The organism is Raskinella chloraquaticus (SeqCode) (assembly GCF_021731865.1).
GTDB lineage: Bacteria > Pseudomonadota > Alphaproteobacteria > Rhizobiales > UBA4765 > Raskinella > Raskinella chloraquaticus.
Genome location: NZ_JAKFWN010000044.1, coordinates 1 through 15,313, shown reverse-complemented (window position 1 = coordinate 15,313; position 15,313 = coordinate 1). Strand labels below are relative to the sequence as shown.

Genomic DNA, 15,313 nt, shown 5'->3' with positions numbered 1-15,313 from the left:
CGTTATCTTCTGAAACCGCGCACAGTATTTCGTAAATTTTCTGCCGATTTTAAATTGACGTTCGCGTGTAAGAAATTGCCTATATTCATGATAATCAAACCACATACAATAAATATTATTCCTATTAATTCCGTATTATCTATTTGTTCTCCAAATACAATGTACGATAAAATAACGCCAAAAACTGGTATAAGTAATGCAAACGGTGCTATATAGAGTGATCCTCGCTTCTGTATTAATGATCCCCATATATAGTATGCAAATAATGTCGATATTATCGACGTATACAGAACCGAAAGAACCGAATTCGTGTTGATGTGCGTCGTCAGCGCGGCGACGGGATTTTCAAACAGACATGACGCCAGCAGAAAGGGAACAACCGGGACGAGGCTGATCCATGTCAGAATATCGAACATGGGTATGTCCTTGTGCATTTTGAGGAGGTTGTTGAAAACACCCCAACAAACGGCACCGGCAAGAATGCAAGCCATGCCGAGCGCCGTCGATGCCTGGAGCCCGTCTGCCAGCAACAAGGCCATCCCAAGGAACCCGCAAGCAACAGCAACGCAACCGGTGCGCGTGATACGCTCGGCGAGAAACGTGACGGCAATCATGATCGTGAAAAACACCTGCGACTGCATGGCAACCGCAGCGATACCGGCCGGCAGGCCAAAATAGATGCCAAGAAACAGGCAGCCGAACACGCCGATGCCAAACACGCCCCCGAGAAGCACGATTTGACCCAGGCCGATGGCCGGACGCCTGACGCCAAAGAGAACCGGCAGGGCGCAAACAAAAAAGCGCAGGGCCAGAAACAGCAGTGGCGGGAGATCGCTCAGCCCCAGCTTGATGACGACGAAATTCAAGCCCCACACAAAGGTAACGAAGATCAGCAGAAGGGATTCCCGCCACGCCATCAGCCGAACCGTTGCCCTGCTGCCAGTGCCAAAAGTTCAACCCGGACGATACCGTCCGGGTTGGTGAGGCACATGATGACCGCCGCGAGCGACGGGGGCGGGGCGGGTTCAGCCATGTGCGCTCTATTACTCGGCCGCCGTCATGATGCGGTCGCGCGGGTCTGCCTTGGGGCCGCCGATGATGACGGTTTTCTCGGGGATGGCGGCAAAGACGCGCTCGGGAAGATTGTACATTTTGGCCAGCGTCGCGTTCGGCACGCCGCTCATCATTTCGGAAAACTCAATGGTCTGCGGCTCTTCATGCGACAGCACGACGAGGAAGCTCAGCCGTTCTTCCCCGAGGTTTTCAATCCAGTGGAGATAGCCCTGCGGCACGAACGAGATATCACCGGGCTTGAGATCAAGATAATGCGTCTCCCCCTCCGGGCCGACAATGCCGACGCGACCAACGCCGCTGACGCAGAAATCGAGCTGGTGGGCGTTGGGATGGGTGTGCGGTTCGCGCACCGCATGGGCCTCAAGCTCAAGCGCCTGAACGGCCAGCCCTTTGAGCACAGGAAAATTCTTTGAACTCGCTCGGTAGAAATCGCCATTGGCGAATTGCTTGAAGACGTTTTGCTTGAAGGCGAATTGATTGCTCATACGATGATCCTTCTTTGCCGTTTGACTGATTAATGATGTATACTCTTGCTTATTTTTATTTATTGATGTTTTACGCTCGCGTATCATTATAATATCTACTTGTTTCGATATAAATTAAGAGGATTGCTATTTGATTTTCAATTGAATAATATTTATGTTGAATTCAATCAATCTGAACTGTTGGTATCATGAGCACCCTGCGCAAGATCGATCCGCTGTTGCTGGAAGCCTTTGTCGCTATTGTAGAGACGGGGAGTTTCTCAGCCGCCGCCCAGCGCATCGGCCGAACCCCGTCGGCGATCAGCATGCAGATGACCAGGCTGGAAGCGCTGTTTGCGCCGGCGGCTCTGTTTCAGGTGCACGGCCGGCGCAAACGGTTGACCGCCCGCGGCGAAGTGCTGCTGACGCACGCCAGACGCATTCTGCAGATCAATGACAGCCTGTGGAACTCGATGGCGGCGGCTGGCGGCCCTCATCGCATCCGCTTTGGCACTCCTGACGATTATCTCAATACGCTGCTGCCGAATGTTCTCGACCGCTTCGCGTCGGTTTATCCCGAGGCGGAAGTCGAGCTTACCTGCGAGCCCAGCGAAGCGCTCAACCAGCTTATCGAGCGCAGCAAGATCGATCTGGCGGTCGTGACCAAACGGCCTGACGATCGCGATTCGGAAGTCCTGCGCAGCGAACCGATCGTCTGGGTGTGCGCCAGTCGCGAGATATTGCGGCGCGAACCGACGATGCCTCTCGCTCTCTTTCAGCCCGGGTGCCTGGCCCGCCAGCTGGCGCTTGATGCCTGCGTGAAGGCGCAATTGCCGCACAAGGTTGCCTATTCGAGCCCCAGCCTGTCGGGGGTGCTGACGCCGGTGCGCGCCGGACTCGCCGCTGCGCCGATCGCCCGCTGTTCGGTACCGCCTGATCTGTTGATCCTCGATGAGGCGGATGGGATGCCGATGATCGAGCCGCTCGTCCTTGCCCTCAAACGCAGCAAAGCGCCGCTGCAAGGCGCGCTGGTCGATTTTCTTGCCAATGAGATTTCCATGGAGTTGCGGCGATAGGCGGCTCTCGCGTGATGGCGCCTGTCGCCACCCAGAGCCTGTTTCACCGCCCGGGGTTTGCGGCTAGAAGTTTGACAATGACAAGATTTCTTCTTTTACCGATGCTCGCCATCCTGGCTGGCCCACTATTGTCACCCTGGAGCCCGGCTCATGGCGATGAACAAGCTGCGACGCTTGCCGTCCCTCATTACTGGGACCCCCAGCGGCGCATCGAAAGACCCAATCTCGCGGGTTTCACCGGTACCGTGCGCTTTCTTACCGCGCCGGATCACCCGCCCTTCAATTTTCTCAACGCTCAAAACGAGCTGACAGGCTTTAACGTCGAACTTGTTCAGGCCGCCTGCCTTGAACTGACGCTGCGCTGTACGATCCAGGCGCGCGGCTTCGACACGCTCCTGCCGGCTATTCGTGACAAGCAGGCTGACGCCGCCATCGCCGGGCTGGCGCTGACGCCGGCGCTCAGGCGCGACATGGATGTCGGCGATGTCTATCTGCACAATCCCGCCCGCTTCGTGGTTCGCCGCGCCAGTGAGGCGTTTGCAACTGATGGCGAAGGGCTTCGTGGCAAAAATATCGGCGTGATTGCCGGATCGGCCCATGCTGCCTTCCTCGGCTTCTATTACAAAGAATCAAACCTCAAGCCCTACCCGACGGCCCAGCTGGCACGGGACGCGTTGAAAAAAGGCGAGGTCGAGGCGGTATTTGGCGATGCCGTCAGCTTGTCGTTCTGGATTAACGGCACCGCTTCGGACAATTGCTGCACCTTCCGCGGCGGTGCCTTTGATGAAAGCCGGTTCTTCGGCGAAGGCTATGCCATCGTGTTCCACAACGGGGCGAGTGCGCTGCGCCAGGCATTTGATCACGCTTTGCTGCGCTTGGCCGAGCGAGGCGTCTATTCCGAAATTTATCTGCGCTGGTTTCCAATCAGCCTTTATTGAGACGCGCCGTAGCGTTTTGCCGCAGATGTCTTGCCGGGGGTGGCGTCAGCCGAGCGAGGTGACCCCCCCTCGGAAAATCATTTTTCTTTTGCGAAACATGGCCTAGGTTCCGCCACCCGCAGTGGAGTTGAGAATGTTGATTGCCGATGACCTACGCAATGCCGCCGAGGACAGCGCCGCCTGGCCGTTCCAGGAAGCGCGAAAGATCATCGCCCGCCTCGCCAAACAGCCGAAAGAGCGTGTCATCTTCGAAACCGGCTACGGTCCCTCCGGTCTGCCGCATATCGGCACATTCGGCGAAGTGGCGCGCACCTCGATGGTGCGCCACGCCTTCCGTGTCCTGACCGACGACAAGATCGCGACCCGCCTCATCTGCTTTTCCGACGACATGGACGGCCTGCGCAAGGTGCCGGAGAACGTCCCTAACCGGGACATGATGGAGGCCTATCTCGGCAAGCCGCTGAGCCGCATTCCTGACCCGTTTTCAAACGAGCATCCGTCATTTGGCGCCGCCAACAATGCGCGCCTCATGGGCTTTCTTGATGCTTTCGGCTTTGACTACGAATTCCTCAGCGCGACCGATACCTACATGTCGGGCGCCTTCGACAAGGCGCTGGTGCGGCTTCTTGAGGTCTATGACGAGGTGATGGCGATCATCCTGCCGACGCTCGGCCCGGAGCGGCGGGCAACCTACTCGCCTTTCCTGCCGATTTCACCGACTAGCGGTATCGTGTTGCAGGTGCCGATGATTGCTCGTGATGTCAAAGCCGGCACCATCACCTATACTGACCCTGACAGCGGCGCGGAGGTAACGACGACGGTGACGGGCGGCGCGGTCAAGTGCCAGTGGAAAGCCGACTGGGCGCTGCGCTGGTATGCGCTTGGCGTTGATTATGAAATGGCCGGCAAGGACCTCATCGAATCGGTGAAGCTGTCCTCGCGCATCTGCCAGGCGCTTGGCGGCAGGGCGCCCGAAGGCTTCAATTACGAGCTCTTTCTCGATGAGGAGGGACGCAAGATATCGAAGTCCAAGGGCAATGGGCTGACGATCGACGACTGGCTGTCCTATGCCTCGCCGCAAAGCCTGTCGCTGTTCATGTACCGCGAACCAAAAGCCGCCAAGCGGCTCTTTTTCGACGTCATCCCGCGCCATGTCGACGAGTATCAGCAATTCCTTGACGCCTATCCGCGCCAGGACGCGAAACAGAAGCTCGGCAACCCGGTCTGGCATATCCATTCCGGGGCGCCGCCGTCATCGTCATCGCCGGTGAGCTTCAGCATGCTGATGAACCTGGTGGCGGCCTCGAACGCCGACAAGGCGGAGGTCCTGTGGGGGTTTGTCGGCCATTACCTGCCGGGCGTGACGCCTGACAGCCATCCGGCACTGGCGCGCGAAATCGACTACGCCATCCGCTATTATCACGATTTCATTCTGCCGACGAAAAAGCACCGTCACCCCGATGCTGCCGAGCGCGCGGCGCTTGGCGATCTGCGCCTGGCGCTTGCCGGTTTGCCCGCCGGGGCGACGCCTGAATCGATCCAGACCGTCATCTACGACATCGGCCGTCGCGAACCCTATACGACGACGCAGAAAGACGGGTCGGTCGGCGTCAAGCTCGACTGGTTCAACATGCTCTATCAAGTCCTGCTCGGGCAGGAGAAGGGGCCGCGTTTCGGCACGTTTGTTGCCATGTACGGCGTTGCCAACACCCTCAAGCTGATCGATGGGGCGCTGGCCAAAACAAGCTGACATAATGTCAGCGCAGGCCAAAGCTGAGCGGTAACGTCAACGTCAGCAGCGGACCGCTAAAATCATCCGGCAGCGGGGGAAAGGGCGCGGCGCGACGCACGAGCGCCAGCCCTGCCTCGTCCAGCGCCTCGCTGCCGGACGAGCGCAGGACATTGATGGAGCCAACCTGTCCGGCCCGCGAGATGGTGAAGCGGACGACAACGACACCCTGCTGACCGGCAGCACGGGCTTTCTCGGGGTATGTCTTGACCCTGTTGAGAAACGCCGCCACCTGGCGGATGTAACCGATCGAGGGCTGGTCGTCTTGAAGCGAGCGCGCCGGCGGCTGCCTCGATGGTTGCGGGGCAGGCACGGTTGAGATGCTGTCCTCGTGCCGCTGCTCGGCCGTCTGGCGTGGCGGTTGCGGCTTTGCGGTGGTTTGGTTGCGCTCAACTTTGGGTGGTGCGGGCCTGACAGGTTCGGGCCTGACAGCTTCGGTTTTCGGCGCCGGTTTAACCGGCTTTGCCGGCAAAGGCTGTGGGGCTGCGGCTGCAGGCGTTTCGCCCGCCTGGCTTTCCAGCAGAGGAAGAGGAGACGGCGCAGGCGCCACCGCCGGCGGCGTGTCCGCCTTGGCGGGTTCTTGCGCCGGGGGGTCTGGTTGTGGCGGGGAGACCGCTTCAGGCGTGGCCTTGCCCGCATCGGCAGGCTTGTCACTGGCAGCAGGAAACTGATCAGGCGGCGGTGGTCCTTTTTCCGCGATCGGCGGGTCTGCCGCAGGTGCCGGAGGGGGTGTGGGGGCAGCGTCGGGGATGGGCGGGCCGGGTGGAGGCGTCACCGGCTCGGCCTGGTCCTTCTCCGCCTTGTCGGTGCTTGCGGGTGATTTATTGTCGATCACATCGACGTCAAGCGCTTCAGCAGGCGGGACGCTTGTGCGCTGGCTTGCGGCAGGAAAAGGCAGCGGCAGAAAGAAGGCAAGATGAATGAGCAAGGCCATCAGCAGCGGCCAGAACGCGAGGCGCTCGATGTCAGCCCGCGCAAAGAGGCGCATCTGCGTGTTGGGGCGTATGGCGTCCAGCCCTGCCTGCCTGACATTCATGATGACACGTCACATCCACCCTAATCGCTCCATCCACCGACGAGATGGGACGGAGGGGCGCTCTTAGCCGATCACAGCCCTGGACGAAAGCCATGGCGGATCGATGGCCACCCTTCGAGCCGGTGGCGTTACTGGCTGGCCCACAGAATGCGGGCGATCCATTCGACATCCTGCGCGTCCAGCGTGCGCACCGGATGGCTGGGGTTGAGGGAGGCAAGCTCGACCAGCTTGGCGGTGCGCCGCAGCAGGATCTTGGCCATGATTTCTCCCGCATTGGTCTTGGCCACGACCCGGTCACCGCGGCGCACCGGCTCACCCGGCGCGACGATGATGCGATCACCATCGCGGTAGAGCGGCAACATGGAATCACCTGTGATCTCCAGCGCATAGACCGTGCCCTGGACGGAGGCTGGAAAGTTGATCTCGTCCCAGCCACCCCCTGTCGGAAATCCGCCATCGTCAAAAAACCCGCCGGCGCCGGCCTGCGCAAAGCCAATCAGCGGCAAGGGCCGTTGTGTGGGCACGCCGTAACTGCCTTCGACAAAGGCGACGAATTCCTCAAGGCTCGTACCGGTTGCCTGCATCACCTTGGCAAGCGATTCCGTTGACGGCCAGCGCTCGCGCCCGTCGATCGACACACGTTTCGAGGGGTTAAACGTCGTGGCGTCAAGCCCCGCCTTGCGCGCCAGCCCTGATGCCGAAAGCCGATGACGATCAGCCAGCGCATCAAGCGCCGCCCAAACCTGCCCATGCGTCAACATCATTACCAAGCCCTCGCTTCGCGTCGGCTACGTGATAAAGGATAGTTTTCTTAGAACATAGAGAATAAATTCTTTGACACCTCCCGTCCAGACCCGCCCGGCAGAGAATTCGGCGCGACAAACCAGCTTTGACTTGCGATCAGGACGAAGGCAGGTCTAAGGCGACACGGTAAAAGGAGCGACAGGGTGCAGCGCGCGGCCATCATCTTCAAGATCACGACGCTTGGCGCATGGGCCAATGCCGAAGTCGCGGGGCGTTTCAACGGGGCCGGCGTTGATCTGCGCGACGGCTACATTCATTTCTCGACGGCGACGCAATTGCGCGAGACGCTGGAGCGCCATTATGCCGGCCTCGACGGGCTGGTGCTGATAGCTGTCGACGCCGATGAGCTGGGCGACAAGCTCGTCTATGAACCCTCACGCGGCGGCGACATGTTCCCTCATCTCTACGCGCCTTTGACGATGGCAGCCGTCCTGTGGGTGAAGCCGCTGGTGCTGCGCAGCGATGGAACTCATGCGTTGCCGGACCTTGAGGCTGTGCGGTGAAACGCTTTCTCTCGGCGATGTCGTCCCTTTCCTTGCCGGCCCTTCATCTTTTTGAAGCCGAGACCGCCCATCGCCTGTCGCTTGAGGCGTTGAAAGCCCTGCCGCTTGCCTGCCCTGTCAAGGATGATCCACGGCTTGCTGTTTCGCTCCTCGGCCTTTCCTTCGCCAATCCTTTTGGCGTTGCGGCCGGGTTTGACAAGAATGCCGAAGTGCCGCGCCCGCTGCTGGCGCTTGGCTTTGGCCATGTCGAGATCGGCGGCGTCACGCCACGCCCGCAGAGCGGCAATCCACGCCCGCGCGTCTTTCGCCTGCCGGCTGACGGCGCGCTCATCAACCGCCTTGGTTTCAACAATGAGGGCATGGAGGCAGTTGCCGCGCGGTTGGCGCGCCTCAAGCGCCAGGGCGGTATTATCGGTGCTAATCTCGGCGCCAACAAGGACAGCACCGACCGCACCCTTGACTACGTGCGGCTGGTGCATCGTCTGGCGCCATCGATCGACTATTTTACGGTCAACGTCTCCTCGCCCAATACGCCGGGACTGCGCGATCTGCAGGCTGAGGCAGCCCTTGATGACCTGATGGCACGCGTCATGGAGGCCCGCCACACGGCGGCGCTGGCCCGCCCTGTGCTCCTCAAGATCGCGCCTGATATCAGCGAGGCTGAACTTGACGGCATCGTCGCGGTGGTCCGCCGGCGCGCGGTTGATGGCGTCGTCCTGAGCAATACGACGATTGCGCGCCCTGGCCTTGCCGAGCGCCGGCTTGGCAGCGAGAGCGGTGGCCTGTCGGGTCGCCCGCTGTTCGCGCGCTCAACCCGCCTGCTTGCCCATGCGCGCATGCGGCTTGGCGACAAGACCCCCCTGATCGGCTGCGGCGGAGTTGATAGCGGCATGGCGGCCTGGACGAAGATTCGCGCCGGCGCCAGCCTCGTCCAGCTCTACACCGGGCTTGTCTATCGCGGTCTGCCGCTTCTTGACGAGATGAAGGCGCATGTGACGGCGCGCCTGTCAGCTGGTGGATATACAACGCTTGCTGACGCCGTGGGAGGTGAGGCAGCGACATGGGCAAGCGAGCCAATGTAGCCTTCACACGAGGGTGTGGAAGCTGCGCGCGAATTCGCGCCGGTAGGCAAACAACAGGCTGATCCCTCTGGCGCCCAGAAAGACCAGCAGCGACAGCCACAGCCCGGCATTGCCGAGCCATCCGCCGATGAGCGCAAAGGTGGCGATATAGAGGACAAAGCTCAACACCATCATGTTGCGCATCGCCGCCGTCCAGGTCGCACCAATAAAAACGCCGTCGAGCTGGAAAGCCAATGCTCCGGCAAACGGCGCCAACGCGGCAAAGGGGAGCACACTTTCGGCGGCAAGCCGCACCTCCTCATTGCCGGTCATTGCCGCAATCACCGCAGGCCCTGCAAGGTAGAAAACAACAGCGAGGAGGACACCGTAACCAAGCGACCAGTAGCGGGTCAGGGTCGTCGCGGCGCGGAAGGCGGCGAGGTTGCGGGCGCCAAGCGCCTGGCCGCAAAGCTGTTCAGCGGCGGTTGCAAAGCCATCGAGCGTATAGGCGCCGATCAGGAACAGGTTCATCAGCAAGCCGTTTGCCGCCACCGTCACATCGCCCTGCGCCGCGCCCTGGCGGGTAAAGAACAGAAACCCGCCCAGGAGCAGCAGCGAGCGCAGCATGATGTCGCCGTTGATCGCCATCAGGGCGACGAGGCTGGAGGGCTCCAGAACGGCTTTCCAGTTGAGCGCGTGGCGCCGGTCAACCAGTCTGACGACAAAATAGGCGCAGGCCATCGTACCAACGATTTCGCTGAGGACAGCGGCGAGCGCTAGCCCCTCGACGCCCAAATGAAAATGAAGCGTGAGGAGCGCCGCACCCGCGGCGTTGCTGATATTGAGTATGATCTGGGTGATGAGGCCAAGCCCGGTCCGCCCCATGCCGATCAGCCAGCCCAGAAGCGTGTAATTGGCAAAGACGAAGGGCGCCGACCAGACGCGGATGGAGAAATAGGCGCGGGTTGCCTCCTGGACATCTGGGCTGCCGCCGGTGAGCCAAAGCCCACCCTCGCGCAACGACACCGACAAGAGCAGCAGGGCAAAGGCGCAAACGAGGCCGAGCAGCAGGGCACGAACCAGAATGATGCGCTGGCTTTCGCTATCGCCCGCTCCCAGCGCCTGCGCGGTCAGCCCGGCTGTCCCCATACGCAGGAAGGCAAAGGGCCAGAAGACAAAATCAAACAGGACGGCGCCAATCGTCACCGCGCCAATCAGCCGCGCCTCGCCCAGTTGCCCAATCACCGCGAGATCGACGAAACCCACCAGCGGGGTCGTCAGATGGGCAAGTGTCATCGGGATCGCCAGCGCCAGCACCCGGCGGTGGCTGACCTCGACCGGGCGCGGGTCAGGCGCCATCAGCGACGCGAGGCAAACAGTCTCGTGACAAGAAAAATCGGCACCACAACGACAGCACCGACGAGGAGCCAGTTGCCGATTTCGCCCAGCGCATCAAAGCCGGTACGCCACAAGCGAATGATATTGCGCTTGATCACATCGAGAAGGTCGAGCGGGGTTAAATCAAAATAGCTGAGGACGAAGCCGACGATCAGCGACAGCACCACAAGCTGCACAATGACGCGGACAGGCGAGCCACCCAGAAATCCATTCACATTCGTGCCCGACATGGCTTATTCCTTTGCTGTCATCGCTGTTGTGGCGTTGTGCCCGCTGCTTGGCAAGAGGGGGCTTGGCAAGAGGGGGCTTGGCAAGAGGCGCTTGGCGTCGTCGCCTGATCGGTTACAAGACCACAATGAACCCTGTCTACCCGCCCAACTCGTCGTCCGGCAATCTTCTTGCCGACCGGCGCTATGATTATGCGCTGGCGCTGATGGCGCGCGGCGATGACCAAGGGGCCGGCGATCTGCTGCATCAGGCGCTCGACCTTGTCCCTGGCTGGGCGGCTGCCCATGTCGCACTGGGCGAGATATTGGCAAAGCGCGGGGACATCGAACAAGCGTGTGCGGCGCTGCGTGCTGCACTTGTCAGCGATCCCGTCGATCATCTGGGTGCGGGCGCCCGCCTGGCGGTATTGAGGGGCGAGACGCCTGACCATCTGCCGCCGGCCCATGTGCAGGCCCTGTTTGATGGCTATGCCGCGCGGTTTGAGGACAGTCTGGTGGGGGCGCTCAATTACCGGGCGCCTTCCCTGCTGGTGGAGGCGGTGGAGGCGGTCTTGCCCGGGCATCATTTCGCGGCGATGCTTGATCTTGGATGCGGCACGGGGCTGGGCGCGCGCGCTTTCGCCGATCGTGCCGCCGCCATCGATGGCATCGACCTGTCACCGGGGATGCTGCGCCGGGCACGCGATAGCGGGCTTTATCGCCAATTGATTGCCGGTGATCTCACAGCGCTCCTGCAAACGCCCGCCGCGTCGTCCTTGCAACCTGGATATGATCTCGTGATCGCTGCCGACGTCTTCGTCTATCTCGGTGAGCTTTACCCGACACTCCAGGCGATCTTCGATCGTCTGGCGGCGGGCGGCGTCCTTGCGTTCACGGTTCAGTCACATGCGGGAGACGGTGTGGTCCTCGGCGCTGATTATCGCTTTGCCCACGCCTCGACCTATCTGGCGCAGCTGGCTCATCATCTGGGCTTCACGGTGCGTGCCGCGAGCCCCGCAGTTACACGTCAGGATCGCGGCATCGACGTGCCGGGCGAACTGTGCGTGTGGGCGAAGAGCTGAACCCAGGTGCGCAAGACGAAACCCCTTTCCCTGTTGCCGCCAGCCTTTGAAACCTGGTTTGCAGAACGCGGCTGGGAACCGCGTACCCACCAGCTCGCCATGATCGACAAAGCGCGCCATCACAGGGACGCGCTGCTGATCGCACCAACCGGCGCCGGCAAGACGCTTGCCGGGTTTCTGCCAAGCCTGGTTGACCTTGCCGAACGCCCCAAGCGGGCAAAGCGCCTGCACACGCTTTATGTTTCTCCATTGAAAGCGCTGGCGGTCGATGTCTCACGCAATCTTGAGCGGCCGATTGCCGAGATGAACCTTGCCATCACCCATGAGACGCGAACCGGCGACACGCCGGCCGCCCGGCGACAGCGCCAACGCATTAATCCGCCGGATATTCTGCTCACCACACCGGAACAGGTCGCGCTCCTGCTGGCATCGCGCGAAGCACAACTCCTGTTTGCCGATCTGCAACGCGTGATCTTCGACGAGGTGCATGCGCTGGCCCCCAACAAGCGCGGCGATCTGCTGGCGCTTGATCTGGCACGGCTGCGCACCATCGCGCCGCACGTGTCGGTCGCCGGCCTCTCGGCAACTGTCGCGGATCCGGAAAGTTTGCAAGCCTGGCTTTCGTGTTGCGGGTCAGGCCGGCCACAAGCCGACATCCTCCGCTTTTCCGGCGGCCCGCCGCCGAAGATCACCATTCACGAGCACAGCCTCAACCGACTGCCCTGGTCAGGCCATACCGCGCGCTGGGCCTATGACGGCGTTTATGACGCCATCAAATCCCACCGCATGACGCTTGTCTTCGTCAACACGCGCTCGCAGGCCGAGATGGTTTTTCAAGGGCTTTGGGAGCTTAATGAGGACAGTCTGGCGATCGCGCTCCATCATGGCTCGCTCGATGTCGGCCAGCGCCGTCGCGTCGAAGCGGCGATGGCGGCCGGCCGGCTGCAAGCTGTCGTTGCAACCTCCACGCTTGATCTGGGGATCGACTGGGGTGACATTGATCTGGTCATTCACATCGGCGCGCCCAAGGGCGCCTCGCGTCTGGCGCAGCGCATCGGCCGCGCCAATCACCGGCTGGACGAGCCATCCAAGGCGTTGCTTGTGCCGGCGAACCGCTTCGAGGTGCTGGAATGCCGGGCGGCGGTGGAGGCTGTTGCTGCGGGCTTGCAGGATGCGGCGACGGCGCGCGAGGGCGGGCTTGACGTTCTGGCCCAGCACATCTGGGGTGTTGCCTGTGGCGGACCCTTCCACCCCGATGATCTCTACAAGGAGGTGCGGACGGCAGCACCCTATGCTGCGCTTCCGCGCCAGGACTTCGACCGCCTCGTCGATTTTGTGGCGACCGGTGGCTATGCACTGAAGAGTTATGAGCGCTTTGCCCGGCTCAAAGCACTCCCTGACGGGCGTTTGCGCCTCACGCATCCCCGCCTTGCCCAGCTCTATCGTCTCAATGTCGGCACGATCATCGAGAGCGACACGATCAAGGTGCGCCTTGTCGGCCGGCTGGCGCGGCGTGCCAAGGCTAGCACGTCGGTAGCGCGTGGCGGGCGGGTGCTCGGCAATATCGAGGAATATTTCATCGAGCAGCTGGTCGCCGGCGATACGTTTGTTTTTGCCGGCGAAATCCTGCGTTTCGAAGCCATGGCGGCAGGCGAGGCGCTGGTGACGCGCAGCGCCTCGCCTGATGCGAAAATTCCGACCTACGCCGGCGGGCGTTTTCCCCTGTCGACCTCGCTTGCCGCCGGCGTACGTAAACTTGTTGCCGATCCGGGCACATGGTCCGCCCTGCCAGAACCAGTGCAAGAATGGCTCGGGCTGCAACGCGACAAATCGGTGCTGCCCGGACAGGACGATCTGCTGGTCGAAATTTTTCCCAGACAGTCGCGCCACTATCTCGTCTGTTATCCGTTTGAAGGCCGACTGGCGCACCAGACGCTTGGCGTCCTGCTGACGCGGCGGCTCGAGCGGGCAGGCGCCCGGCCGCTCGGCTTTGTTGCCAGCGATTATGCTCTGGCGATCTGGATGCTGGGGGATGTCGGCGATAAGCTGAGTTCGGGACGGCTGTCGCTGTCGACACTTTTTGATCAGGACATGCTGGGGGATGATCTCGACGCATGGCTTGACGAATCGAGTGTGATGCGACGTACCTTCCATCATTGCGCGATGATTTCGGGCCTGGTCGAGCGCCGCCATATCGGGGAAGAAAAGACGGGGCGGCAGATGTCGATTTCAACCGGCCTCATCTATGATGTGCTGCGCAGTCACCAGCCCGACCACATCCTCCTGAAGGCCGCGCGCGCGGATGCGGCAACCGGCCTCCTCGACATTCGCCGGCTTGGCGACATGCTGGCCCGGGTGAGGGAACGGATCGTGCTTAAAATCCTGCCGCAGGTGTCGCCTTTGGCCGTCCCGATCCTGCTTGATATCGGACGCGAAAGCGTTGCCGGCGTCTCCGCCGCTGATGTTCTCGGGCAGGCCGCCGCCCGGCTTGTCGAGGATGCCACAAGGTGACGTCGCCTGCGCCGCTGCGAGAGGCAATCACCGGAGGCGACCTGCCAGCGATGCTTGCCGGGCGCTCGTTCCTGGTGGTGGCGGAAGGCGGGCTGTTTGATGTTGCCGAAGCCTCGCTGATCGTTGCCGATCTCCATCTCGAGAAAGGCTCATCACTGGCGCGCCACGGACGCCTCGTGCCGCCCTATGACAGCGGAGCGACGCTGGCGGTTCTGGCTCGCATGATCACACGCCTCATGCCCAGGCGCGTTGTCTGCCTCGGCGACAGTTTTCACGATGGCGAGGGCGCGAGCCGGCTTGGCGATGAGGAGCGGCGCCAGCTTGCCCACCTGCAATCAGGCCGTGACTGGCTGTGGGTGTCCGGCAATCACGACCCGCAGCCGCCCGCCGGGGTTGGCGGGGATTTCGTTACCCAGTCAGCCCTCGGGCCTATCACACTGCGCCATGAGCCGATGGCGGGGCGCGCGGTCTTCGAGATTGCCGGTCATCTCCATCCCGCCGCCCGCCTGCGTACGCGTGCCGGTACGCTGAAACGGCGCTGCGTTGCGAGTGATGGCCGTCGCGCTGTCCTGCCGGCGCTCGGCGCCTATGCCGGCGGGCTTGATCTCGGGCACAAGGCCTTTTCCGGGCTGTTCGACGAGAAAAAACTGATCGCCTATATGCTCGATGGCGGCAGCATCTATCCGGTCGCGCTCGGGCGCACGCGCCGGGCCGTGGCCAGCTAGCCTCTCAACTTCAATTGCGCCGGAAGACGATACCGGCCATCCAGCCCATGGCAATCGCCAGCACAACCGATGCCAGCCCGTATAGCAGCGGTTGCTCGCGAGAGGCGCGGAAAACGGAGGCCTCGAACCCTTCCTTGACGAGGTCAATGGAGGCCTCGCCGCGCGCCACTATCGCGCCCTGTGACAAGAGCAACACGTCGATTTTGTAAGAACCGACAGGAGTGTTCGCCGGCAGCGGAAAACTGGCGCGCAACACCGTGTCATTGATGAAGGTGACACCCCGATCGCTCTCGACATAAAGCCCGTCCGTGCGTTTTGCCGCAACGAACGCGTCGCGGAACGCCTTGTCGTCCACATCACCCGGCAGCCGCCCGCGTGTCGACAGCCTGAGAAAATCGAGGCCGATGTTATGCTCGGCCCGCAGATCATCGCCCGCAATATCGGCAAAGGGCCGATTGGCAATGGCGGCAAAATAGGTCGGCGCACCCACATAGGTGCGTGAAGGGCCATTGACCCACAGGCCGGCCCAACGCACTTTTCTGCGCGTCACCTGCGTGCGTTCCGGGCCGCGGATCAGCGCCACCGCATCATAGGCACCGCTGCGCGAGATGCTCTGGCCATCGCGCTCAACCACGGTGATCGCCAC

15 protein-coding genes are annotated in these 15,313 nt (G+C 61.8%); 8 read left to right on the top strand and 7 right to left on the bottom strand.

The annotated features are described in order from the left end of the window. Positions 1–2: 2 nt before the first annotated feature. Both ACINK1_RS14145 and ACINK1_RS14140 read right to left on the bottom strand, forming a co-directional pair. A complete protein-coding gene (locus ACINK1_RS14145; protein WP_376802147.1) occupies positions 3–917 on the bottom strand; it encodes an EamA family transporter in 915 nt (304 codons plus the stop codon). A 126-nt stretch (positions 918–1,043) separates the two neighbouring features. Next, positions 1,044–1,559: a cupin domain-containing protein gene (locus ACINK1_RS14140; RefSeq protein WP_376802146.1), complete on the bottom strand. Its 516-nt coding sequence runs from the start codon at positions 1,557–1,559 to the stop codon at positions 1,044–1,046. Between the two features lie 188 nt (positions 1,560–1,747). Here ACINK1_RS14140 and ACINK1_RS14135 point away from each other — a divergent pair, with 188 nt between their 5' ends. The 3 genes from ACINK1_RS14135 to ACINK1_RS14125 all read left to right on the top strand — a co-directional run bounded on the left by ACINK1_RS14135 (position 1,748) and on the right by ACINK1_RS14125 (position 5,302). Next, the gene (locus ACINK1_RS14135; RefSeq protein ID WP_376802145.1) at positions 1,748–2,614 is read left to right on the top strand and encodes a LysR substrate-binding domain-containing protein; all 867 of its coding nucleotides are present in this window, start codon (positions 1,748–1,750) and stop codon (positions 2,612–2,614) included. 77 nt (positions 2,615–2,691) lie between these two features. After that, positions 2,692–3,552: a transporter substrate-binding domain-containing protein gene (locus ACINK1_RS14130; protein ID WP_395760162.1), complete on the top strand. Its 861-nt coding sequence runs from the start codon at positions 2,692–2,694 to the stop codon at positions 3,550–3,552. Positions 3,553–3,685: 133 nt separating this feature from the next. Next, positions 3,686–5,302: a lysine--tRNA ligase gene (locus ACINK1_RS14125; RefSeq protein WP_376802143.1), complete on the top strand. Its 1,617-nt coding sequence runs from the start codon at positions 3,686–3,688 to the stop codon at positions 5,300–5,302. Positions 5,303–5,309: 7 nt separating this feature from the next. On the opposite strand, the gene ACINK1_RS14120 is transcribed toward ACINK1_RS14125, so the two are convergent. Further along, a complete protein-coding gene (locus ACINK1_RS14120; RefSeq protein WP_376802142.1) occupies positions 5,310–6,377 on the bottom strand; it encodes an energy transducer TonB in 1,068 nt (355 codons plus the stop codon). 128 nt (positions 6,378–6,505) lie between these two features. Beyond that, entirely contained in the window at positions 6,506–7,138 is a 633-nt protein-coding gene (locus ACINK1_RS14115) for a helix-turn-helix transcriptional regulator (protein ID WP_376802339.1), read from the bottom strand. A 186-nt stretch (positions 7,139–7,324) separates the two neighbouring features. Between ACINK1_RS14115 and ACINK1_RS14110 the strand changes: the two genes are divergently transcribed. After that, complete coding sequence (locus ACINK1_RS14110; RefSeq protein WP_376802141.1) at positions 7,325–7,684, top strand: DUF952 domain-containing protein; 360 nt, start codon at positions 7,325–7,327, stop codon at positions 7,682–7,684. A gap of 17 nt (positions 7,685–7,701) precedes the next feature. Next, a complete protein-coding gene (locus ACINK1_RS14105) occupies positions 7,702–8,766 on the top strand; it encodes a quinone-dependent dihydroorotate dehydrogenase (RefSeq protein WP_376802140.1) in 1,065 nt (354 codons plus the stop codon). A gap of 3 nt (positions 8,767–8,769) precedes the next feature. Here ACINK1_RS14105 and ACINK1_RS14100 read toward each other — a convergent pair whose 3' ends face one another. Both ACINK1_RS14100 and ACINK1_RS14095 read right to left on the bottom strand, forming a co-directional pair. Beyond that, a complete protein-coding gene (locus ACINK1_RS14100) occupies positions 8,770–10,104 on the bottom strand; it encodes an MATE family efflux transporter (protein ID WP_376802139.1) in 1,335 nt (444 codons plus the stop codon). Continuing rightward, positions 10,104–10,373, bottom strand: a complete 270-nt coding sequence (locus tag ACINK1_RS14095) for a DUF6460 domain-containing protein (protein ID WP_376802138.1) — start codon at positions 10,371–10,373, stop codon at positions 10,104–10,106. The genes ACINK1_RS14100 and ACINK1_RS14095 overlap by 1 nt, the downstream gene beginning before the upstream one ends. A gap of 125 nt (positions 10,374–10,498) precedes the next feature. Here ACINK1_RS14095 and ACINK1_RS14090 point away from each other — a divergent pair, with 125 nt between their 5' ends. The 3 genes from ACINK1_RS14090 to pdeM are packed head-to-tail and all read left to right on the top strand — an operon-like array spanning position 10,499 to position 14,667. Then, positions 10,499–11,431: a class I SAM-dependent methyltransferase gene (locus ACINK1_RS14090; RefSeq protein ID WP_376802137.1), complete on the top strand. Its 933-nt coding sequence runs from the start codon at positions 10,499–10,501 to the stop codon at positions 11,429–11,431. Positions 11,432–11,437: 6 nt separating this feature from the next. Next, positions 11,438–13,942 carry a ligase-associated DNA damage response DEXH box helicase gene (locus tag ACINK1_RS14085; RefSeq protein ID WP_376802136.1) on the top strand — a complete coding sequence of 835 codons (2,505 nt, stop codon included), beginning with the start codon at positions 11,438–11,440 and terminating at the stop codon, positions 13,940–13,942. Further along, positions 13,939–14,667, top strand: coding sequence for a ligase-associated DNA damage response endonuclease PdeM (gene pdeM, locus ACINK1_RS14080; RefSeq protein ID WP_376802135.1), 729 nt, complete (start codon positions 13,939–13,941; stop codon positions 14,665–14,667). The genes ACINK1_RS14085 and pdeM overlap by 4 nt, the downstream gene beginning before the upstream one ends. A 10-nt stretch (positions 14,668–14,677) precedes the next feature. Here pdeM and ACINK1_RS14075 read toward each other — a convergent pair. Then, positions 14,678–15,313: TIGR02186 family protein (locus ACINK1_RS14075; RefSeq protein WP_395760161.1), on the bottom strand; the 636-nt coding region annotated here is incomplete at its 5' end.